The following is a 16753-nucleotide window of genomic DNA, read 5'->3' as shown; positions in this document are numbered from 1 at the left end:
TTATCTTCCACAGGAAGAGTAGATTTATACCTCGCTTTCAGGTTCGGAAGGAATTGTCTATCAAAGGATAGGTGGTACTTCCGGACCGATATTAAAGAAGTTTTACAAGAATGTTTTTAAGGAGAATGAGTATGGAAAAGTTATTGTTTGGAGATTGGGAAGATTGCCTGAATCCTGTAGAGGAGCTTTTGGATGGACTGCAATCTTCCATGGAGGAGTTTTGCGAGAATTTATCGGATTTTGGAGATACGATAGGAGAGGGATTATCCTATATGGAAGAGAATTGGGAGGATGAACTGGAAACAATTTCGGGAAACTTTCTGGAGGAAATCGACTGTGCCAAGGAAGAACTTTCTACAGGAATAGAGGAATCCCTGGAGGATTTGGGCCGGGAGTTAAAGGATATAGGGGAGCAGATTGGGGATGGAATAGGTCAGCTTCCCAGAATCATTAGCGAAAAGGGAGACTGGGAAAGTGCTAAAGAGCTTCAAGGCTTTTTCTTGCAGAGAGACCGTTTGTCCAATCGATACAGAATTGTGGATAGCGCTTCTGTGCAGAAAGCTATTGGCAGTAAAGAGGCTATGGAAGCCAGGCTGGACAGGCTTGCTAAGGGACATTTTCTGGAAGCAGGAGATGTGATCGCTGTGCATAGACCCGGTTATGAGCATTATGGGGTTTATATTGGAAATTTAAGAGTGATTCACTATGCCGGAGAAGGCGGCGATTTCTTAGGACCGATTTCTATTCATGAGGCGAGCTTTTCAGAGTTTATGAAGGATGGAGGTGAGTTTTTTTATCTGCATTTTCAGGAAAAGCTGCCGATAAAGATTTATCGTTCCGAAAAGCTGTATTCCGGAGACAAACTTCCCTTTGCCAATACCAAGGAGTACCGGATTTTTTCTCCGGAAGAGACGGTAAGTAGGGCTAGAGAAAGGGTGGGAGAGGAAGAGTATAATCTGATCTTCCGAAATTGTGAGCACTTTGCCCTTTGGTGTAAAACCGGTGTGGAGGAGTCTACCCAGGTAATCCATGGCGCCATGCAGTGTCTTGCCTTTGGACTGACCTGTGCGCTTCCGATTTTGCCTTATGATCTTTCGGAACAGTAGAAAGGAGGCTCTCATGGTTCTGTTTTTTGAATATTCCTTACTGGCGCTTTGTCTTTTCTTCTTCGGACTTATTGGCTTTTGGCAGGGGATAGAAAATACAAAGAAAATACGAGGGCTTTTCTATGAAAGCCGTAGCCCTAAGGAATCCTTTCTTTTAAGCTATTTTGGACGGATTTTTGCTTGGATTTTTCCGGGCGGCTTTGCAGGATATACATTTTTCTTCATGGCCTTGCGCTTTCATCTTAGGAATCATGAGGCAGTCTTAAAGGCTTCTAATCCTATTTCTTCCAACTTTGCCTTTACTGGGAAAATGCTTGGAGAGCTGGGAAATACTCTTGCCCGGGGGAGTACGGCAGGCAGTATGATTTTCTTAAGTCTTTTCTGGTTTATGCTGGCTTTGATTTTTTGTAGTAGTGGAAGGTTTTTCGCATGGATGAGTGGACTTCGTTTGCAGGAAAACGGCAGCAGTACCTAAGGAACTTCAGGACAAAATCCGTTATTTGAAGAGGGAGATATATTTAGAACGATTATTCCTTTAAAGAAGATAGCGACACAAAAGGTGGGTGGAGGGAATGTCTCTCGAAATGTCTCTCAAGATGTCTCTCAAGATGTCTCTCGAATGTCCCTCGAAGAAATTGAAAACATAATCAAAGATATGATTAAAGAGGACAATAAAGTGAGCCGTAAAGATATAGCTATGATATTAGGAGTTAGTGAAAAAACCATTACAAGATATATAAAAGAAATTCCTAATATTAAATATGTTGGTAAAGGGAAAAATGGTCATTGGGAACTTAATGATTAAAAGTAAGTTGATTATACCTAAAAAGTGCTCGGTCTGAGCACTTTTTCTTTTGGGGTGTTTTTTACTCTGAATCAGACGATACAGAGCACGGAAGAAGTTAGAACTAACAGTATGGAGAATAATATACAGCATAGATGTAAATATTGCTTAGATAGTTGGACAATTGTTCTTGAAATGCTCTTTTAAATAGGATATCATTAGTTCGTATAAGGCGAAATAATGAAAAGGGGACTTTGACATGATCGTATTAGACTTTGAGCTAAAGAGAATTTATGGATTCAATGATTTTCATATCAATTTCAGTTATCCCAAAAAGATTGTCAATTCGATTATCGATCAGGAATATCTGAAAGGAAGAGAGCGGTTTCGCTATAAAAAGGCTGTAATTCTTATGGGTGCAAATGCTACAGGAAAGACCAGCCTTGGAAAGGCTTTGCTTCGTATTTTCGGATATATGACTGATGGAAATCCAACACCGCTGTATGAGATGGTTTCAGGCGATAAGGGATACTTCAGTATTGATTTTGTAAATGGTGATTACCGCCTGCAGCGGTTGTCAGCTCAGATTGATGCTTCTAATCAGGAGATTGACATTCAGTATCAGACCGCAGACATTGATACGATGGATTCGTATGAAAAATGTGTAAAGAAGCTGAAAGATCAAACAATAGAGGCAACCAGAACCGCTACAGCACTTAAGAAGCTGGTAGGTGCTGTTCGATATCGTTTTGCATATCCTGAAATAGAAAAATCTTTGAAACTTACAGGTACAAATAAAAGCAGTTTGTTGAAGACACTGCGTGCTGTTATTGGAACGCTTGATCCTACATTGCAGGACGTTAGTTTATCAAAAGATTTGAAGGATACCTTTATTATTCGGCGCGATGGAACGGAAATCATCATTCAGGAAGGTAAACTGCTGAATCGGGAGATACTGTCCAGTGGTACAGCAGAAGGAATAGATGTCGCAATGTTCCTTGCTGCAATGGCGACAAAAGAAAGCAGTTTCTATTATTGTGATGAACATTTTTCTTATATTCAGAGCGATATTGAAAAACGGATTTTCGGTATTATGCTGGATCGTATCGGAGACGATGAACAGTTGATTTTTACAACGCATAATACAGATATGCTGGATTTGAACCTGCCGAAACATAGTTATGTGTTTTTGCGTAAGCATCTGGAGGAAGGTGTATATCAGGTTTCTGCTGTTTCTGCATCGGATGTACTGAAACGAAATACAGACTCTTTACGCTGTGCGGTAGAGAATGATGTGTTTGCCTCGCTTCCGCAGGATTCCCTTTTGGACGAGTTGGAAATGGGGTGGGAAGATGAACAATAAGTGCATCTATTATGTAGAAGGCCCCTGTGAACAACAACTGATTGTGGCCTTAAAAGAAGCACCGGAAAGATTGATTCCGGGGAAGATAAAGGTCTTCAATGTGGTGCAGAATTTGATTCCAAAATCACAGATGTTGTCTATTCAGGCGGGAACGACTGTCGTTTTGGTATTTGATACTGATGTGCCACAGACATCAAACCTAAAAAAGAACTTGGAACTTCTCACCAAGTACTGCGGAAAGCTGAAAATCATTTTTCTTCCACAAGTTCTGAATTTGGAGGATGAGTTAGTTCGGTGTACAGATGTGCGAACTGCGATGGAACTGACTAAAAGTGGAAGCGTTAAAAATTTCAAGACGGACTTTTGTAAGATGAAAATAAAAGATTGTCGTTCCATGCTTGAGCGTCATAAGCTGGATTATGCACGATTATGGATGACAAAAACGCCTGAAGCATTTAGTTTTGTGGAGGATAATAGTTCTCAAATTAAAACATTATAATCTTTGATGCCTCGTTGGGAAACCAACGGGGTATCAGTGATTTTTCCGCACCCTTTTTTATTCCTCCACCTCTCCGATGATATACATGGTCATTCTGGCGGTACAGAAGAGCTTATCTTCCTCGTCTTTAACCGTCACGTCCTGCACTACCGTGGTTTTTCCCTTGTGCAGAGCATTACATTCCACAAAGAGCTTCGTGGCTCCCGCCGGGCGGACGTAATTGATGTTGCCGGAGAGGGTGACATTTTTTACCCCGTAGGCATAGGCGGCCATGCCGGAGGCAATATCACAGAGGGTGTAAAGGGCACCGCCATGAACGGCACCATAATGATTCAACATTTTCTCTGTAGCCTCAATGCTGTAGAGGCAGTGTCCCGGCTCGATTTCTAAAAGCTCTATCTTGTCAAAGCCGGATAATTCCTGAATATGGGCACGTACACCCTCCATTACCTTTTCTCTCATTTTCATCCCCTTTTTAAATCCTTGTGTGCGGAAGAAATAGATGATTCTTCTACGCACCGGATTTATCTATACAACAGAATCGTTTTGTAAAATCCATAGCGAATACGGCTTTCCGGGAAAATGTTGAACGTGCTTTAGCCGTTTCGGGCATTTAGTATAGCATTTCTTTTCTATAGTTAAAATGCCTAATTGGACGATTCCTGTTTTTAATACTTGCTTGAGTCAAGGGAAAAGTTTAAGTTATTTTACTTTCGAATAGAAACTATACGAAAAACTCTAATTTTTTGCAAAAATTCTATAAACTTAAGAAAAATTCCTTTTCAAGAAAACGAAACTACAGTAGTATGTGAACTGGAAAAAAGCTCTATTTTTTTGAAAAGGAGAATGATTATGAAGAAGCCGGACAAAAACAAGATGGGAAGAATCGGGAAGATGCTTGTCTTAGGAACAGCTTTACTAAGCATGGCAACCCCTATGGCTGCTTTTGCCAAGACCGACAGAGTGGATACTCCGGGTACCTGGCGGAAGCAGGGAGAGAAATGGCAGTTTGTCAGAGAGTATGGAGCACCGGAAAAGGGCTGGCTGGTGTATAAGAATGACTGGTATTATCAAAGTCCTGTTGAGGATGTCATGGAAACAGGCTGGCTGAACCTTCAGGGAAAGACTTATTTTCTCAGCACGGAAAATAATGGAAGCTTCGGTCATGTTGTAACGGGCTGGCAGTGGATTGACGGATATTGCTATTATTTTGAAGAGGCGGATCAGGCGGATTACGGTGTTCTGTTCACCGGTGGGAAAACCAAGGATGGCTACTATGTGGATGCCAATGGTCGTTGGCTAAACGGTGCAGAAGGAGAGCCTGTTTATATCAGCGGCAAGGGATTGTCTGCAGCGGTGTCTGACCAGCAGGTAGCCGGTGTCAGCCGTAGTATTCCTTCCGGAAATGTAGGTCAGGTAGCCGGTGTAAGCCGTTCCGGCGGCAGTTCTTCCGGCGGTAGCTCTTCCGGCGGTTCTGTAAGCAGAGGAGGCTCAAGCAGCTCTTCCGGCGGATCCACAAGCGGAAGCGGCTCAAGCAGTAGTACCGGCAACTCCACAAGCGGAAGCACTTCCGGTGGAAATGCAGGAAATACAGGAGCTAACGCCGGTGGAAATAACAGCGGCAATACAACTGATAATACCGGAAACAGCGGAAACAATACCGGTAATACAGCCGACAATACCGGAAATACCGCTTCCTCTTCAAACCTTCCGAAGGAAGAGGATGGAAAGCCGGAGGAGAAGCCCGGAACCGGGGACAATGGCAATACTGAAGAAAAGCCCGGCACAGGAGACAACGGCAATACCGAAGAAAAGCCTGGTACCGGAGAAAGCGGAAAGCCGGAAGAGAATCCTACACCGGAGCAACCTGAGGAAAAGAATGTTATTAAGCTGGTGGGAGAAGCCAAGGTTAATCAGGATGTGAAGCTGTATGTATCTAAGGATATTATGGACAGCATCGCGTTTGTTTCCGTCGGTTTTCAGCCGGTTTTACCCGAGTCTCATAGAGAGAACGAGCCTAGCTACTCCTTGGATCGGGAAAAGCAGATTCTGACTCTTCCCAAGAGTCTATTTAAGAAAAGTAAAACTTATGACATCTCTATCCAGGCAGGGGGAATTCAGCCTTTCCATGATATTAAAGTAGAGGTAAAAGATGATGTGGAAGTACCTTTTACAGCAGAAAAGGGTGAGCCTGAGGTGCTGAATAAGGGGATTCTTTTAGGACCCACTTATGCAGCTTTGAATGAAGAAGCGGATTTACATGCCTTCCGAGTTACCTATGTTCCCGGAAAAGGAATGCCGGAAAAGCCCTGGTGGACAACGCGTTTAAAGTCTGTGGTGGTAGAGAAAACCCTCTATGAAAGAGTAAACTCCGAGAAGGAGTTTTTAGAGAAGAAGGATGTGTATTACATTGTGCCTGAGGATGCAGAGGAAGGCGCCAATACCATTCTTTTGTCCGATTCCGCATTTGAAGATAAGGAGAAATTTGATCTGATGTTGGAGTCCGGGAATCCAATAGAGAGTGTGATTTGGGACATGAAAGGCTAAATCAACGCGAAGGATTTTATTGTATTTTCATTCCGGCCGAAATATAGTAAGGAAGAAGTGACAAAATATGCTCGGAATTCTATGCTAAGCTAAAGCAAGCCTTTTGCCTTAGAGGAAAGGGTTCGTTTAGCGGCAGAAGGCCGGAAAGAGAGTACTAATGGAAGATAAAAATCTGGATCAAAAGCTTTCGGACAATCATCCGGAAGAACAAAAGACGGCAGATAAACCAAAATCAAAGAAGAAAAAGAAGCAAAGCTTTATTCATTATCTGATTCCCACGGTGTTGTTTATTTCCATGATTGTCTTCGGAGGCTTGTTCCTCCGGGACTTTCTGGAATATCGGGCGGCGGAGGATGAATACGCTTCTCTGCAGGATCATATCGTGATTTCCGAGGAGCCGAAGAAGGAGGCACCGAAGAAAGAGAAGGTGAGTGAGGACGAATTTGATGATGAGGCAGAAGAGGAGCCTGTGGATCTGCTCCATCCTCATTTTCAGATTGACTACGGTGCTCTCTCCGGGGTAAATGCTGATTTCACCGCAGTTTTGCATGTGCCGGCTCTTTCCATCACCTATCCGGTGGTGAAGAGTAAGGACAATGAAGAGTATCTGCATAGAACCTTTGAGGGAAAGGCAAACTTTGCCGGATCTATTTTCCTGGATGCCAATGCCAAGGGAAGCTATGATCATAAGAACACCTTCATTTTCGGTCACAACATGAAGAATGGAACCATGTTCGGAAAGCTGAAGTATTTCCTTCGGGACGATCAACTGGCAAACAGCAATCCTTACGTCTTTCTTTGCAGACCGGAGGGGATTACCCGCTATCGTATCTTTAGCTATTATTTGACGACGGTGGAAAGCCCCATTTACAACGACTTCGAGGGAGATAAGGGCTATGATCAGTATTTGAGTCTGATTCAGAGACTTTCTTCTTATAGAAATTATCCCAAGGACAGCATCGACTTTTCTCAGCGACCGGATATCATCACCCTGTCCACCTGTTCAGGGCCTTCCGGAGGAAACCAGCGCTTTATTGTGCAGGCGGCTTTGGAAGAGGTTTATCAGAACGGTTAAGTATATTCCGTTTCTGCGTAGAATGGAGAAGGAAAGCTCCTTGTAGCAAAGAACATAGAAAAGCGAATATCTAAACAGAAGAAACAGTCTTGCCTGTGTATTTCCATTTTAAGCTTTCGTAAGCTGAAGAATGGGAAATGCCACAGAGCAGGGCTGTTTTTTTGCCTTTTGGGCTGAATACTTATGGAAAGCATTGCTCAACACGCTATCGTATGGATGGAGCAAAAGTATTTGATGGAAATCACTCTAAAGCCTTAAGAATCAAGGTCAGAAGCAGCTTTTATTTCTGGTGAAAAATTAAATATTAAAAGCGTAAAATCATAGATATAATTATTTTTAAAAAATAGTTTGAAAAATGCTTATACAAATTAATAAACAAGGCGATACATTAAACAGAGATAGAAATTCCACTAGAAAACAAGTATCTCTTAAATAGAATAAAGATTTTGTTTACCACCCAGTATAAATTATGAATGCACTCTCAGAACTTATATAAATAAAAGTGATAACAAATTCAGAAAAACTTTTAAGAAAATTGTTGACATAGCAAAGGAATATGCTATAATCCAAATTGTAAGTCATTTGGAACTCTTGCGCAGGGGACGAGTAAGAGGATCTCGACTTACCAGCAGATTCTGACCGGATCTGTTTGAGCAAAATCGGGGAAACCCGGTGACGCAAAGCTATAGGGCCTGTAATATGGCAGCCAGTTGCGATCTTCCAGTATGAAGATGTTACTCAACAAGTAAACAAACTCATTTCATCGAAGATTACGGTTAGCTGGCAACTAGAAAGGGAATTCTAGATGTCGGTTTTTTTATTACTCGAAAAGAAAGTATGGATTTTTTCTTTTCATCATATGGTGTCACCGTAAGATACGGTAGGACATCGGCAAACCCGGGGAAATCCGGCGACGCAAAGCTATAGGGACTGTAAAATGTCAGCCAGCTGCAATCAAGAATCCCCTGACCAGGGTGCACTGATTCTGCTTCCTGACTCCCTCTTTATGAAGGAGTTATCACATGAAAAAGTTAGTTATCAAACTTGTTGTACTTACAGCATTATTTACCGCATTTTTCGCTATGACTGCATTCGCTGCAAAGGGCGATGCTAAAGCCGCTTTTACTAAAGTTAACGAAATCAGAGTTGCAAACGGCCTTCAGCCACTTACTTGGAACTTCCAGATCGAAAACGCAGCTAAGGTAAGAGCTACAGAAATCGTTAGAAGCTTTTCTCACACAAGACCTGATGGATCTGCATGGTACACAGCTGACCCAAGCGTTCTTTACGGAGAGAACTTAGCACAGTATTTCGATGGCGCTGATGAAGTTGTAGTAGCTTGGATGAATTCTCCGGCACACAGAGCAAACATCCTTAAGCCGGAGTTCAAGTCCGGAGCTATCTACACTGTAGAAGTAAATGGCGAAGTTTACTGGGCACAGGAATTCGGTATCTAAAGAAGAAGTATAAAAGAACTGAAAACGAAATTGAAAAATTTTAAAAAATTGAAAGAGTATGTAAGGGAAAGAGCTACCGAAAAATCATCGGCAGCTCTTTTTCGTTATAAAAATTTTCTTTTTATCAAAAAAATGAAAGGAATTGCAAAGCTTGCTTTTTTTATGATAGAATACAGTACACCGTAGCAGTACCGGCAATACTTCATAAAGGGGATAGCGCATGGATAGCAAGGAAATTCGAAACGGAACATTTATCGTACAGGTAAAATACACGGAGAATGAGACTTGGCAAGGAAAGGTTACCTGGGCAGAAAAGAATAAGAGCCAGTATTTTCGGAGTGCTCTGGAGATGCTGAAGCTGATGGACAAGGCTCTAACCGAGGAAGATTTCCCGGATGAGGAAGAAGAGGAATAAGAAAGCCGGGAAGGCAATCAGATAAGTTGAAAAGCTTAGTTGTCAGAGGTTGTTGCGAATCAGGCAATAGGACAGCGGTGAAGGAGACTATGGAAAATCAATTGGAAAGGCTTTATGCCATAGACTTATTAGGCGTTCTGGTACATAAGTATCAGGATGGTCAGCTTGAGGGAGAAATTATTCATCAATATAAAGAGGAAAGTACTCCCTTTTTTGGTGTACTGGATTTAATCAAGAAGATGGAGTTTCAGTACGATGAGTGGGACTATCCCCAAACCTCCACCAGAGACCGGAGCTTTCGGAAAAGAGAGAAGTATAGCTATCCCAATCGTAAGGGGAAGAAACGTCTTCCGGATGAGGCGGGAACTTTGGAGAAGTTCCCCATTATTCAGAAAAGAGGGAAGGTGAGTACCTTCTTTATTCATACCAAATATCGGCAAAATGCTACCTGGCAGGGTGATATTTTTCGCGTGGAGGAGGAAGCCTGCTTCCCCTTTAAGAGTGTACTTCGGATGCTTCAAATCATGGACCGGGAAATGAGAAAGGATCAGGGGAAAGATGCATAAGAGGGCTGCTTTTTTCGGCAAGCTTACTGTTCTGCCTCTTTTTTTGTTTGTCCTGTTTTTTGCCTTTGACTTAAGTTCCTGTGGAAAGAAGAGTACCGGAAAGATTCAGGGCAGGGAAATCCGTTTGGGGATTGACCGGGACAATGCGCCCTTTTCTTACCTTGATGAGGAGAAAAATCCCGCCGGCTTTGATGTGGAGTTGATAGAAGCCATTGCCAAGCTGGAGGGCTTTACCGTGAAATTTGTTCCCATGAATCCTTCGGCTTTACAGTCTGCCGTGGTGACCGGCACCATTGTAGGGGCTATGGGAGGGATTGAAATTCGGGAAGAAAAGCAGCTGAGCTTTTCGGAAGCCTATGGAAGTTCTACCCTGGGACTTTTATATGGAAAGGATTCTTCGGAAACGAAGGGGCAGTCATCTGTACCCATGGGCAGGTCTTCGGAATCCGGGGAACAGCCTTCGGTATCGGAGAAGCAGTCTTCGGCATCGGAGCAAATGCCTTCTTTACAGGGGAAGAGCATCCTGGTCAAGGAGGGAAGCGGTACGGCGGTTTTTCTGGAAAGCATCCGGCAAAAGGAAGGTTTTTCTCTGCTGGTGGTGCAGGAAAACCAAGATCTTATCCGGGAATGGCTGGAAGGAAAGGGGGATTTTATTGCGGAGGATCTTCCGGTTTTGGAGGCCATGAAGGAAGAAATTCCCAAAATCGATGAGACGGGAAGAACGGAAGACTATCTTCCTCCGGATCTTTTGGACATCAGCGAATTTGACGTGCAGAAAGAGAAAAATAGCAGAGCAGGGCAGAATATAGAAATATTTTCCCTAAAAGAGGAGCAGCATTACGGCCTGATGGTGGGAATGGGGCAGAATAAAGAGCTGCTTCGTGCCTTTGTTCGGGGGCTGAAAAAGATGAAGGAAAATGGAGAGTGGGAGGCACTTACGAAAAAATATTCTCTTTTTTCTTCCAATTCAAATCCCCAGTAAAATGCTATGAAATACTTGACAGGGAGAAAAAAAGCTGTTAGCATAGCAAACAATTCAGTCTGATGAAGGATTTTTTGGGAAAGGATTGTTGGCAAGATGAGAAGAAACAGAACAGAAATCAATATGATGAATTGCTGCTGTTGCTGTTGCCGTATGCATAGTCATAGGGCTTTTTGCCGTGCCAGCTGATTCTGAGGATATTTTTTGCGGATATATTTCAGCGAGCTGTTTCGGCAGCTCGCTTTTTTGTTTTTTATGACGACCTACGCAGAGCGTGAGATTTCTCATTTTTAAAGAGTGTTGCGGTAAAGCGCGCAACAGTTCATTTTCAAAAAAGAGTGCTGCGGCAAATCATGCAATAGTTCATTTTCAAAAAAGAGTTCTAAGGGGGAGAGTATTTTGGATATTGGGTTTATAAAACAGTACATACCGATGTATGTGGAGGCGGGAAAGCTTACCCTGGGCATTGCCTTTCTGGGGATTTTGTTTTCCTTACTGATCGGTCTTGCCGCCAGCTTGATTTTGTACTATAAGGTCCCCCTTTGGCGGAGGGTGGTACAGGTCTATGTGGAGCTTAGCAGAAATACGCCCCTTCTTGTGCAACTGTTTTTTCTTTATTTCGGTTTGCCGAAGCTGGGAATACGTTTCAGTTCGGAGCTCTGCGGTGTTATCGGCTTAAGCTTTCTGGGAGGAGCCTATATGACGGAGGCCTTCCGTTCAGGACTTTCCACCGTACAAAAGATTCAAAAAGAATCTGCCCAGAGCCTGGGGCTGTCTAAAGGACAGATTATGCGTTACGTCATTTTCCCCCAAGCCTTATCGGTTTCCATTCCGGCTATCGTGGCAAATATGATTTTCCTGATTAAGGAAACCTCGGTATTCAGCGGCATCGCCCTTGCGGATTTGATGTATGTCAGCAAGGACTTAATCGGTCTGTACTATAAGACGGAGGAAGCCTTACTGATGCTGGTAATTTCTTATCTCATCATGCTTCTGCCCCTCAGTATTTTGGGAAATGTTTTGGAAAGGAGGATGCGCATTGCTTATGTTTAATATTTTGCTCTCGGCAAATGCAGAGAAGCCTCCGGTATATACCATCCTTTTTGCGGGAAATAATTTTCAGCGTCTTTTGTGGGGACTCTTTGTTACCCTCCGGGTCAGCCTGATTGCGGTTTTGCTTTCCCTTCCCTTAGGGATTCTTTTCGGGCTTTTCATGAGAAGAAAGGATCCCATAAGTCGGGGAATCAGTCAGCTTTATCTGGCCTTTATCCGGATTATGCCGCCGCTGGTTTTGCTGTTTTTGGTCTACTTCGGAACGGCAAGAATTGCGGGCTTTCATCTTTCCGGAGAGGCCTCCGGAATTCTGGTGTTTACCCTTTGGGGTACGGCGGAAATGGGAGACCTGGTTCGAGCGGCTATCGGCAGCATTCCCAAGCACCAGAAGGAAAGCGGTAGGAGTCTTGGCCTGAGCTCTTGGCAGATTTATCGCTATATCATTATTCCTCAAACCGTAAGACGCCTGATTCCTTTAAGCATTAACCTGATTACCAGAATGATTAAAACCACTTCTTTGATTGTTTTGATCGGTGTAGTGGAGGTGCTGAAAACTGGGCAACAGATTATTGATGCCAACCGTTTCCAATATCCGAAGGCCTCCATTGTGATTTATGCGGTGATTTTTTTCCTGTACTTTATCGTGTGCTTCCCCATTTCCCAACTGGGAAAATATCTGGAAAAGAAGCTTAAGATATAGCCTGAAGAAAAAAGAGTTATAAAAACGGTTTAGCAAGTTTAATCGTGGAAAATGTATAGAGAAAGGAAACTATGGAAGAAATCGTACAAGAGCAGCTTTTAGAGATAAAACATCTGGAGAAAAGCTATGAGGATGACAGCCCCGTATTAAAGGATATTTCTTTATCGGTGAAAAAGGGAGAGGTGGTGGTGCTTCTGGGACCCTCCGGCTGCGGTAAGTCCACCCTGCTTCGCACCATCATGGGACTGGAGCATATCCAAGGGGGAGAAATCCTTCTGGAAGGAAAAAATATTGTGGGAAAAAGTGAGGAGGCTCGAAAAGAGCGGCAGAATCTGGGCATGGTTTTCCAAAGCTATGACCTCTTTCCCCACATGAATATCATGGAAAATCTTCTTCTGGCGCCTATGAAGGTGCAGGGCAGAAAGAGGGACGAGGCTGTGCAGGAAGCCCGGGAGCTTTTGGCCAGAGTCCATCTTTCCGACAAGGAAAATGCCTATCCCTCCATGCTTTCCGGAGGCCAGAAGCAGAGAGTGGCGATTATTCGTTCTCTGATGATGCATCCGAAGCTGATGCTTTTTGATGAGGTCACGGCGGCTCTGGATCCGGAAATGGTTCGAGAGGTTTTGGACGTGGTGATGGAGCTGTCGGAGCAGGGCTTAACCATGCTGATTGTGACTCATGAAATGGGCTTTGCCAAGGCGGTGGCGGACAGAGTGCTGTTCCTGGAGGGGGGAAAGATTGTAGAAGAAAATACCCCGGAGAACTTTTTCCAAAAGCCCGATACGGAGAGAGCACAGCAGTTTTTACAAAATTTTTCTTACGTGTCTCATAGACATGTTGGAAGATAAATGTTTATTCCGGAGACCCGGAGAGAGGAGAAAATATGAAGAAAAATGTGATTTTTAGCGGAGTGGCGATTTTAGCAGCCCTTTCCCTGGCAGCCTGCGGAGGCGGAAAGAAGGCGGAAGAGGGACAGACTACTGCAGCTGCGGAACAGGGTTCCCAAAAGGCGACAGAGCAGGCAGGAGAAAAGGCGGAAGCGAAGACTGCTGAAACCGATGGAAAGTCCAGCTTTAGAACCGTAGATGAAATCAAGAAATCCGGTGTGATTCGTATCGGTGTGTTTACGGATAAGGCACCCTTTGGTTATGTGGATGAGAAGGGCGTAAACCAGGGCTATGATGTGTACTATGCCCACAGAATTGCGGATGATTTAGGGGTAAAGGTGGAATTCACTTCTCTGGATCCCGCTTCTCGTGTAGAGTATGTTTCTACCGGCAAGGTGGATATTACTCTGGCGAACTTTACCGTAACCAAGGAAAGAGCGGAGAAGGTGGATTTTGCCCTTCCTTATATGAAGGTGGCTCTCGGTGTGGTTTCTCCGGACAATGCGGTGATTAAATCTGTAGATGAGTTAAAGGGAAAGACGCTGATTATTGCCAAGGGAACCACTGCGGAGACTTATTTTGAGGCAAATCATCCGGAAGTTAAGCTGCAGAAGTATGATGCCTATGCGGATGCTTACAATGCACTTCTGGACGGAAGAGGAGACGCTTTCTCCACTGACAACACCGAGGTAATTGCTTGGGCTAAGTCCAATCCGGGCTTTACCGTAGGCGTTGAGACCTTGGGAGACTATGATACCATTGCCGCTGCAGTGGCTAAGGGTAATGAGAGCCTTCTGAACTTCCTGAATGAGGAAATTGAAACCCTTGGAAAGGAGCAGTTCTTCCATAAGGATTATCAGGAAACTCTCGAGCCTGTTTTCGGTTCCGATACCGATCCGGACAGCATTGTAGTAGAGGGCGGAAAGCTTAGTTAAATTGTTCTTTCGCTTTACGGTATAAAAAATATTTTTGTAGAAAATAATTAACATTTAAGCAAAATACAAAAAGAGAGAAAAGAGGGGATTATATCTCCTCTTTTTTTTGACGATAGAGGTAAAGCAAAGGTTTAAACTGCTTCCTTCAGGGAAACAGCTTGGAAGGACAGCAGGAAACAGTTTCGATGGATGAGCAAGGATGCTCTGTTGCGTGGGAAGGAGTCAAATTGAATACAGAACAAGAACTTCTTCCGGGATGGATGAAGGAAAAGGAAAGCTTAGGCAGTATTTTCAAGGATCCTTTAAGTAAGACCGTAAAAAACCAGGCCTTTCGGGACTTGGCTAAGCGGTATATGGAAGTAGGACAATGTGCGATTTACTTCAATATTATAGATTTTAAATTATACAATGAGCGCTTCGGCTTCGAGGCGGGAGACGCTTTGATTCTGGCCATGGCGAAGATTTTGAAAAAATATTTTCCTTATGCCCTGATTACCAGAATGTATGCGGATCAGTATGTTTTATTAACCCCAAGTTCCGGACATTATGAGGCGATATCCAAGGTGAGAGCCGCTATTCAAAAGCTGGATCTTCCCATGGCTTTGGATTTTAAAGCCGGAATCTGCTTTGTTCGGGAACAAAAGAGCATCAGTACGCTTTGTGATAAGGCAAAAATCGCCTGTGACAGTATAAAAAAAGAACGGGAAATTTTTTCTCGCTATTATGATGAGGAGCTGGGACAGCTTCTGACCAAACAAAGATATATTGTGGATCATATTGAGGAGGCTATGGCAGAGGGCTATATCAAGGTCTATTACCAACCGCTGGTAAGAGCTTTGACCAAGGAAATCTGCGGTTTCGAGGCCCTGGTGCGCTGGGCGGATCCCCATTACGGCTTCCTCTCTCCTGCGGAGTTTATTCCGGTTTTGGAAGAGTATCATTTGATTCATAGGCTGGACCTGTATGTGCTGGAGAAAATCTGTCAGGATTATCAGAAAACCAAGGAAGAGGGGGGCAGTTTGGTGCCCGTTTCCTTGAATCTTTCTCGCATGGACTTCGAGCTTTGCGACGTTTTCCGGGAACTGGAAGAACGGATGACGAAGTATCAGGTTCCGAGGGAGATGCTGACACTGGAAATTACCGAGTCGGTTTTAAACAAAAGTCAGCTGCTCATCAGCAGCCAGATTAAGCGCTTCCATGAGGCGGGCTATAAGGTTTGGATGGATGATTTCGGCTCCGGCTACAGCTCCTTGAATATTTTAAAGGACTTTGATTTTGACCTGTTGAAAATCGATATGCTGCTTCTTCGGGAATTCAATGAGAAGTCCAAAAAGATTGTCAGCTCCATCGTGGATATGGCAAAGAAGATCGGCATTCGCACCCTGGCGGAAGGTGTGGAAACGGAGGAACAGCTGGAGTTCCTTAGGGAAATCGGCTGTGAGAAGCTGCAGGGCTACTATATCGGAAAGCCCGCCCCCTATCTGGAAAGTATTATGCAATGTAGGGAAAAGGGATTTCCCTTTGAGGCGGCCTGGAAGAGAAAGTACAACGATGATCTTGGCAATGTAAATCTTATGGGAACGAGCTCCTTTCATAGCGGAAAGGAACAGGATGCCGGGGAGGAAGAAGGCTTTCCTTTAGCCATTGTGGAGCGAATGGGAGATCGAGTGGAGTTTCTCTATGTGAATCCCCCCTTTGAAAGGGAATTGTCCGTAATGGAAGGTTTAAATTCCGGCGTAGCCCAGGAGATTCTTAATAACAGGGAAGAAGAGATTTATCGGAGTATTCGTCATTTTCTGGATGACCTGTCCAAGGGCTTGGACACCGGCTTGGATACCATGGGAGGCGATACCTTTTTTGCTATCCGTGGAAAAGAAATCAGTCATATTCCGGGGAGAAATGCCTACCTTGTGAATTTGCAGGTTTTCCAGGGAAATTTCTTAAAGCTGAAGCAGAAGAAAATGATGGAAAGAGTCAAGGACTTATACCGGGGCTATGAGCTTGTGCTTTTGACCGACCCGGGCAGAGGCGCTGCGGAAATCCTCTATGAGAAAGAAGGGGCTTATTCCTTCTCTATGGAAGGAAAAATTTTGGAAGAATTTGCAGGACAGGTACTTTCCAAAGAAGAAAGCAAAAGGTTTTTCCGCTTTTTGCAAAAGAACAAAAGGATTAGGGAAAGTGAATTTGCTAAGGAAGACTTTTTCCTGGCAAAGAATCCCGGAGGGGGCACCATGGTTTTGATGGTCAGCCTGAAACCCTCGGAGCTTGAGCAAAAGGGAAATATTTTGGTGAGCATCCGAAAGATTTATAAGGATAGTATCGCCGCATTGATTCAAAAAACTCTTTTGGAAGAAAGAGAAAAAGACAAGGAAGAGAAGTAAGGG

The 16753-nt window shown here is 43.8% G+C and carries 17 protein-coding genes and 2 riboswitches; of the genes, 16 read left to right on the top strand and 1 reads right to left on the bottom strand.

Annotated elements, in window-relative coordinates; all coding sequences use genetic code 11:
• The first annotated feature begins 131 nt into the window (after nucleotides 1–131).
• The 5 genes from RYO92_RS01375 (at nucleotide 132) to RYO92_RS01355 (ending at nucleotide 3752) form a co-directional block, all read left to right on the top strand.
• A complete protein-coding gene (locus RYO92_RS01375) occupies nucleotides 132–1106 on the top strand; it encodes a lecithin retinol acyltransferase family protein (protein WP_315369223.1) in 975 nt (324 codons plus the stop codon).
• A gap of 13 nt (nucleotides 1107–1119) precedes the next feature.
• Nucleotides 1120–1581 (top strand): hypothetical protein, encoded by a 462-nt coding sequence (locus RYO92_RS01370; protein WP_315369222.1) that lies wholly within the window; start codon nucleotides 1120–1122, stop codon nucleotides 1579–1581.
• An 84-nt stretch (nucleotides 1582–1665) separates the two neighbouring features.
• Nucleotides 1666–1911, top strand: a complete 246-nt coding sequence (locus tag RYO92_RS01365) for an HTH domain-containing protein (RefSeq protein ID WP_315369221.1) — start codon at nucleotides 1666–1668, stop codon at nucleotides 1909–1911.
• A 238-nt stretch (nucleotides 1912–2149) separates the two neighbouring features.
• Nucleotides 2150–3253, top strand: coding sequence for a DNA repair protein Rad50 (locus RYO92_RS01360; RefSeq protein ID WP_315369220.1), 1104 nt, complete (start codon nucleotides 2150–2152; stop codon nucleotides 3251–3253).
• Entirely contained in the window at nucleotides 3243–3752 is a 510-nt protein-coding gene (locus tag RYO92_RS01355) for a hypothetical protein (protein ID WP_315369219.1), read from the top strand. Before RYO92_RS01360 ends, RYO92_RS01355 begins: the two co-directional genes overlap by 11 nt.
• 57 nt (nucleotides 3753–3809) lie before the next feature.
• Here the strand turns inward: RYO92_RS01355 and RYO92_RS01350 are convergent, their stop codons facing one another.
• Nucleotides 3810–4214 carry a PaaI family thioesterase gene (locus RYO92_RS01350; protein WP_314328656.1) on the bottom strand — a complete coding sequence of 135 codons (405 nt, stop codon included), beginning with the start codon at nucleotides 4212–4214 and terminating at the stop codon, nucleotides 3810–3812.
• Between the two features lie 390 nt (nucleotides 4215–4604).
• Here RYO92_RS01350 and RYO92_RS01345 point away from each other — a divergent pair, with 390 nt between their 5' ends.
• The 11 genes from RYO92_RS01345 to RYO92_RS01295 all read left to right on the top strand — a co-directional run bounded on the left by RYO92_RS01345 (nucleotide 4605) and on the right by RYO92_RS01295 (nucleotide 16750).
• Nucleotides 4605–6299: a hypothetical protein gene (locus RYO92_RS01345; protein WP_315369218.1), complete on the top strand. Its 1695-nt coding sequence runs from the start codon at nucleotides 4605–4607 to the stop codon at nucleotides 6297–6299.
• A gap of 157 nt (nucleotides 6300–6456) precedes the next feature.
• Nucleotides 6457–7374: a class B sortase gene (locus RYO92_RS01340; protein WP_314344601.1), complete on the top strand. Its 918-nt coding sequence runs from the start codon at nucleotides 6457–6459 to the stop codon at nucleotides 7372–7374.
• A 642-nt stretch (nucleotides 7375–8016) separates the two neighbouring features.
• A riboswitch (cyclic di-GMP riboswitch) is annotated at nucleotides 8017–8092 on the top strand.
• A gap of 162 nt (nucleotides 8093–8254) precedes the next feature.
• A riboswitch (cyclic di-GMP riboswitch) is annotated at nucleotides 8255–8330 on the top strand.
• A gap of 66 nt (nucleotides 8331–8396) precedes the next feature.
• Nucleotides 8397–8831: a CAP domain-containing protein gene (locus tag RYO92_RS01335; protein ID WP_007156896.1), complete on the top strand. Its 435-nt coding sequence runs from the start codon at nucleotides 8397–8399 to the stop codon at nucleotides 8829–8831.
• Between the two features lie 220 nt (nucleotides 8832–9051).
• Complete coding sequence (locus RYO92_RS01330; RefSeq protein ID WP_007156894.1) at nucleotides 9052–9246, top strand: hypothetical protein; 195 nt, start codon at nucleotides 9052–9054, stop codon at nucleotides 9244–9246.
• An 89-nt stretch (nucleotides 9247–9335) separates the two neighbouring features.
• Nucleotides 9336–9812 (top strand): hypothetical protein, encoded by a 477-nt coding sequence (locus RYO92_RS01325; protein WP_315369217.1) that lies wholly within the window; start codon nucleotides 9336–9338, stop codon nucleotides 9810–9812.
• Nucleotides 9805–10794 carry a transporter substrate-binding domain-containing protein gene (locus RYO92_RS01320; RefSeq protein WP_315369216.1) on the top strand — a complete coding sequence of 330 codons (990 nt, stop codon included), beginning with the start codon at nucleotides 9805–9807 and terminating at the stop codon, nucleotides 10792–10794. Before RYO92_RS01325 ends, RYO92_RS01320 begins: the two co-directional genes overlap by 8 nt.
• A 399-nt stretch (nucleotides 10795–11193) precedes the next feature.
• Entirely contained in the window at nucleotides 11194–11847 is a 654-nt protein-coding gene (locus RYO92_RS01315) for an amino acid ABC transporter permease (protein ID WP_315369215.1), read from the top strand.
• Nucleotides 11840–12547 carry an amino acid ABC transporter permease gene (locus RYO92_RS01310; protein WP_315369214.1) on the top strand — a complete coding sequence of 236 codons (708 nt, stop codon included), beginning with the start codon at nucleotides 11840–11842 and terminating at the stop codon, nucleotides 12545–12547. Before RYO92_RS01315 ends, RYO92_RS01310 begins: the two co-directional genes overlap by 8 nt.
• A 71-nt stretch (nucleotides 12548–12618) precedes the next feature.
• Nucleotides 12619–13395, top strand: coding sequence for an amino acid ABC transporter ATP-binding protein (locus RYO92_RS01305; RefSeq protein ID WP_315369213.1), 777 nt, complete (start codon nucleotides 12619–12621; stop codon nucleotides 13393–13395).
• 35 nt (nucleotides 13396–13430) lie between these two features.
• Entirely contained in the window at nucleotides 13431–14369 is a 939-nt protein-coding gene (locus tag RYO92_RS01300) for a cysteine ABC transporter substrate-binding protein (RefSeq protein WP_315369212.1), read from the top strand.
• 227 nt (nucleotides 14370–14596) lie between these two features.
• Nucleotides 14597–16750, top strand: a complete 2154-nt coding sequence (locus tag RYO92_RS01295; RefSeq protein WP_315369211.1) for a GGDEF domain-containing phosphodiesterase — start codon at nucleotides 14597–14599, stop codon at nucleotides 16748–16750.
• Nucleotides 16751–16753: the final 3 nt, after the last annotated feature.

It is taken from the genome of Oribacterium sinus, from assembly GCF_963553175.1.
GTDB lineage: Bacteria > Bacillota > Clostridia > Lachnospirales > Lachnospiraceae > Oribacterium > Oribacterium sinus_B.
The sequence above is the reverse complement of the archived record's forward strand: the minus strand, read 5'-3'. Positions and strand labels throughout refer to the sequence as shown.